Source organism: Halomonas sp. G15 (genome assembly GCF_021282295.1).
Lineage (GTDB): Bacteria > Pseudomonadota > Gammaproteobacteria > Pseudomonadales > Halomonadaceae > Halomonas > Halomonas alimentaria.
On sequence record NZ_JAJSPA010000072.1, the window covers coordinates 1 to 4,894 of the forward strand.

3 protein-coding genes and 1 pseudogene are annotated in these 4,894 nt (G+C 44.0%); 3 read left to right on the forward strand and 1 reads right to left on the reverse strand.

What is annotated here, in order from left to right:
- Positions 1 to 169: 169 nt before the first annotated feature.
- The 3 genes from LWH48_RS17845 to LWH48_RS17855 are packed head-to-tail and all read left to right on the forward strand — an operon-like array spanning position 170 to position 4,214.
- The gene (locus tag LWH48_RS17845; RefSeq protein WP_232913640.1) at positions 170 to 1,906 is read left to right on the forward strand and encodes a hypothetical protein; all 1,737 of its coding nucleotides are present in this window, start codon (positions 170 to 172) and stop codon (positions 1,904 to 1,906) included.
- Positions 1,906 to 3,768 carry a tyrosine-type recombinase/integrase gene (locus LWH48_RS17850; RefSeq protein ID WP_232913641.1) on the forward strand — a complete coding sequence of 621 codons (1,863 nt, stop codon included), beginning with the start codon at positions 1,906 to 1,908 and terminating at the stop codon, positions 3,766 to 3,768. The genes LWH48_RS17845 and LWH48_RS17850 overlap by 1 nt, the downstream gene beginning before the upstream one ends.
- The gene (locus LWH48_RS17855) at positions 3,765 to 4,214 is read left to right on the forward strand and encodes a hypothetical protein (protein ID WP_232913642.1); all 450 of its coding nucleotides are present in this window, start codon (positions 3,765 to 3,767) and stop codon (positions 4,212 to 4,214) included. Before LWH48_RS17850 ends, LWH48_RS17855 begins: the two co-directional genes overlap by 4 nt.
- 314 nt (positions 4,215 to 4,528) lie before the next feature.
- Here the strand turns inward: LWH48_RS17855 and LWH48_RS17860 are convergent.
- A pseudogene (locus LWH48_RS17860) lies at positions 4,529 to 4,776 on the reverse strand (transposase); the annotation flags it as partial.
- Positions 4,777 to 4,894 lie beyond the last annotated feature (118 nt).

Sequence of the window (4,894 nt, forward strand, 5' to 3'; positions counted from 1 at the left end):
CTCCAGGGCGACCTTGGCCTTCAGCTCCGGTGAGTGGGTGTTACGTTTCTGTTTCGACATCTCTGGTCCCTTCGAAATCGGCCTCGGCATATCTTAAACCAGTGTCTTGATTTCAGGGTCCACTATAGTATTCTCCAGATACGCTGAATGGCTTAAACGGTATCCAACCATGTCGTACTCAACAGCTGCAGCCGTATATCGCGGATTAAGGCCTGTTTTCAACAAAATGGGCAGTCATCCGAAAATCAATAAGAACATCAGCCCACCAAGGAATGCATTCCCCAAATCCACTTCCTTACAAAAGGTAGACCCCGGGTATGATGAAAAAGAATTCAAACAAATCTTAAAATCCGTCATTCAAAGCTTGAGGGAGTCAAAGAAACGCCTAGAAATAGAGCATGAGCCACAGTACTTAGGTACAGAGCCGCCGCTAGATGGCGTGGCCACCCTTAATAAAAAAACAGGAAAGTATGTTCTTTGGGCCACACATGAGTATAGAATATGGTATTTCGAAAACAAAATGAAATGTCAAATTTTAACTAGGTACTCGGATGTCATACAAGTACCGAAAGGCCATCAGTTTTGGTATAGCATTACTCGCGACCACCCCCACCAAGAATACAAAACCGTTGAGGGATTTTATGAATACATCAAGGCCGGCCCTTGCTATCAGCCAAAATATTTGAACCAACCAAGCCCCGTAAAATACATAACGCCATGGAAAAAATGGGAATATGTTGTGTGGTACTGGGAAAACAAAATGGGTTCAAAGAGCTATACTGAAAAAGAATTAAAAGACAATTTCCGAGAATTTAGAACCGCAATGAGAGAGCACTGGACAGGGGCATATAGCGTTATGGCCAAACTGAATACGTGCCACTGGATATCATCTTACGACCTAGCCCCTTACTATTTACTTCTTATTATTCGCACAGGGCTCAACCCTGCAACTGTGCAAAACCTTGATATAGACTGCATACAGCCTGACCCAGTTGACCCAACGCTTAACTATATTAATTGTACAAAATATAGAGCACACAAAAAGGGCAGCACCATACCTGAAGAAAGAAAGAATAACGACACTTGGGCCGTTTCAATTATAGAAAGAGTTATCAACATCACATCGAGAATTCGTCCAAAAGGAATGAAGGAACTTTGGATTAGCAATGCAAACAATCATAAGATTCCTAAACCTTTCTCAGCTGGATATTTCCAGGCAGGTGTAAGACGCATTTTTGATAAACACCCTGTCTTTTCCTCAGAGTCTGGAGAGAAAGTAAAAGTTCATGCTAAAAACATAAGGCCAACAATTGCTTGGAATGAATATTTAAGAACCGAGGACCTTCAGTATCTCCAAACTCTTCTTGGTCACACTAAAACATCTACAACATCGGAATACTTGAGACGTTTAAATGACCCTCTGTTCCGGGCCCGCAGGGCAATTCATAGCGAGGCGATGCTGCTAGGGCTTACAGGAGAAGATGAGCTTGCAAAGCAACACTTGGTCAAAAATGATTCAATAGTTATCGCAAAAGATGAGGCTAATGGGATATTTGATGGCCTGCTTAATCACTGCAAAGATCCAGCTAGCTCTCCTATTCCAGGTCAGCGTAGAGGGGAGCTCTGCACTGCATCAACCGACATGTGCCTCGGCTGCCAAAACTTGGTAATAACTCCTGAAGACATAAAAAAACATTTTTGTTATATTAACTTTCACGATCACTTGCTGGCAACTGGTGAAATATCCGAGCAAGAATTTGACAAAGCAGTTTCTGGAAAAAAACACTTCTGGAACGAATATATTTTGCAAAAATATCCTGAATATTTTGTGAGAGAATTAAAAGCAGAAGCTGAGGCATCACCAATACCCATTTGGGATCCAAAGCTTTATGAGGATAATAAATAATGAAGTATGAAGAAGTTCTAGAACTGATAGAGCCAACAACCTATCAGATCACATCCCTTCAAAGCAAACATGCCTTGGTTAAATTTGTTGATATAAAAAAACTCAGCAACGGTGAAAAACGCCGCCTTCAAGTCTCGGTTAATTCTTTATATGAAGATAACCAATGGAGCTTTCACTCAGAGTTTCCTGACAACAATGACAGCGAGGCAACTCTTAGCTTTGAAATCAAGCTCAGCGATGGAACTTTGTTAACTGAAAACAGCAACGAAATCTATCTCGAACAACTTAAAGATTTCTACTATACGATGTTAACTGACCCTGTTAGCTCGAGACCGAAATTCTCGACCTACAAGAGGGCTATAAATAGAGGAATTAAGTTTTTAGTTTGTTATATGAAGCAGGCTAGAATAAGGACCTTTTCTGACATTGATAAACATGATGCCGAAAATTATTTAGCGTATGTCGCCACCACCAGAATAAAAAGCAAAGAGCAAGAACCTATTACTAACAGAACTCTAGCAAGTAGAGTAGAAGGAGTTGATTGGCTTTTTGAACAAGAGCCAAAAATGAAAAATGGACTTACGTTTAATATGTTTGAGGAGTATGGCGGCCGTATCAAATGGTCGCGAATAGCGGCAGAAAAAGTATTAGGCCGCACAGAATCACGAACTATAGAAATGCCGGACGAGGTTGCTAAGAAAGCAATTGAGTGCGCAATATCTGATTTAAAAATTGCTGACTGCCTTTTCGATATATATAAAATTGATAAAAAATACAAAAATAAAGAACTTGGCTATCAAGACTGGGTGTGCTTTAGAGAGGAAGCATATCGAAATCATGGATATTGGAGTGGCCGCATAGAACGGCAAAAAAGGGGTACACTTGAGTGCCAGCTATCCGCTGCCTGCTATGTGATAATAGCACTTTTAACGGGCATGCGACTCCATGAGATCTTAAATATACAATATGGCAATGCTAATAACTGGTGTTCCGAACAATTAGAGATAGACGGCTCACTTTTGAATCTTTATTTCGTAAAAAGCAAAACCACTAAACTTGAGGCAAAGCCAACAAGATACCAATGGCAAACAGTTCCTATTGTAAAAACCGCTTTAGAGGCACTTGAAAAGGCTCACGAACGATATCATGATGATGGTAATCCTTGGCTCTTCCCTGGCGTAAAATCAACTGCGAGATTGGGAAAAGGCTCTGTCGGACACAGGCTTAAAATTTTTTCGGCCAGACATGACATCAAGTTCAAAGGTGAACTTTGGAGTTTAGCATCTCATCAATTTAGAAAAAAATTCGCTAGGATTATGGTTAGGCAAGGCCTGGGGCTTAAAGCACTGCAGGATCAGCTCAAGCATTTTGACATTGAGATGACAAAACTATACGGCGACCCTAACCTTTATGCTGAATTACAAGCTGAGAAATTCATACTTTCAGAGGAGTTAATGGAGGAATTTGTCGGCTCACAAGTCCCAATTATCGGCGGTGGTGCAGATGAAATCAATCAACTCCGAAAAGAGTTTTTAGGTATGGCAAAAAAGGATAGATTGAAATTCCTTAAGTCCCTTCCCTCTCAAGGACTGGTTGAGCAAACTGATGATGGACTTTGCTTCTATAGAGCAAAAAAAGCGTTATGCGGAGGTGATAAGTCTAATTGCAGACCGGCTGATTGCAATAATTCCTTCATGGTGTCCACCGGGAAGAAGAAAACGCTCATTTATCGCAAAATGGAAAACGACAGACTTATTAAATATTTCAAAGGGAAACCATTTAAGGTCGCATATTTAAAAGAAAGAAATAAGGAAATTGATAAATTGCTCAATCAACTCAAATTAGTAGAGGTGGCTCAATGAATAAAATTTCTAGAGGCAGCCATCAAGGGTTGCTAAAAAACCGAGAAGAGACAAAAGAACGGAATACAGAAGCATTGTGGAATCAAGTTCAGCGATTGAGGAAAGAAAAGCCAGACACTCTTTGGTCATTCAAGGAGGTCTGGCAAGGCGCGGGCCTAAAAAGCAATGTGGCACTCGACAGCCCATGGAATGCGAGCATTAAAGAAGCCATCTCTGAACATAACAGACTGTTGAGGGAGAAGGCTGAAAGTGGTTCAGTCGGCCAAGCGCAGAGAAAGACCTTGCGAATCACTAATAAAGAGTTGAGAATCCAGATGCAGCAGATAAAAAAAGAGTACGAAAAGGCACTTTCTAAAATGGCCGTGTGGGAGGCGGAAGCTGATTTTTATCAACGCGAAAATGAGCGTTTGCAAAGAAAGATAGAGCGTTTGTTGTCGGCTGACTGATGTACTCTATGCCAAGCTGCCGCTAACGCTGCAGTGACCGCCTCATTCACGAGGGTGCTGATTGAGCGGTCTAAAGGTGCTGGCTGGTGGCATCGCTTATCAGGATCGGCCTCTTCAGCGCGGGTGGCCGTTGAATAATGCCCGAGCACGGCTTTCTTCCCGCTTTCTTATAGCTCTTGGGAATCAATTGCGGCCGTCCTAGCAGCCATGATCGCCGACCGCTGCTCCGGTCGCTCGCTTTCTGATGCTGTGGTGGTCTCGCAGGAGCGTCAGCTCAGTGCGGTCAGCTTCGGCAGACCCTTCAGCAGCGTCGGCTACCACTTGTCGGCGGTGGCACCCAGTGAACGGTGATTCGCCGAGCGTGCAGCCTCAGCGTGGCGGCGACCTTCAGCACCTGCTCGCGCATCCGGCTGAGGCTCCAGCCTTGCCGGGTCTGCGGCTCCAGCAGGCAGCGCAGGCCATGCAGGACCTGGTAGGCGTAGAGGCTGAGCAGCAGGCTCACCTCGTTGCGTGCCATCGCGGCCTGAACGGTGGAGACGCCGCGATCGGTCGACCCCCAGTGTCAGGATGACTGTCGTGCCCTCTGATACCCTGTTCCTATAAATCGATCAGGGGGCGAAAGGAGACACTCATGCCTCGTTACTCAGAGGAGCGCCGGCAAGCCGTGGTCACCAAGCTGC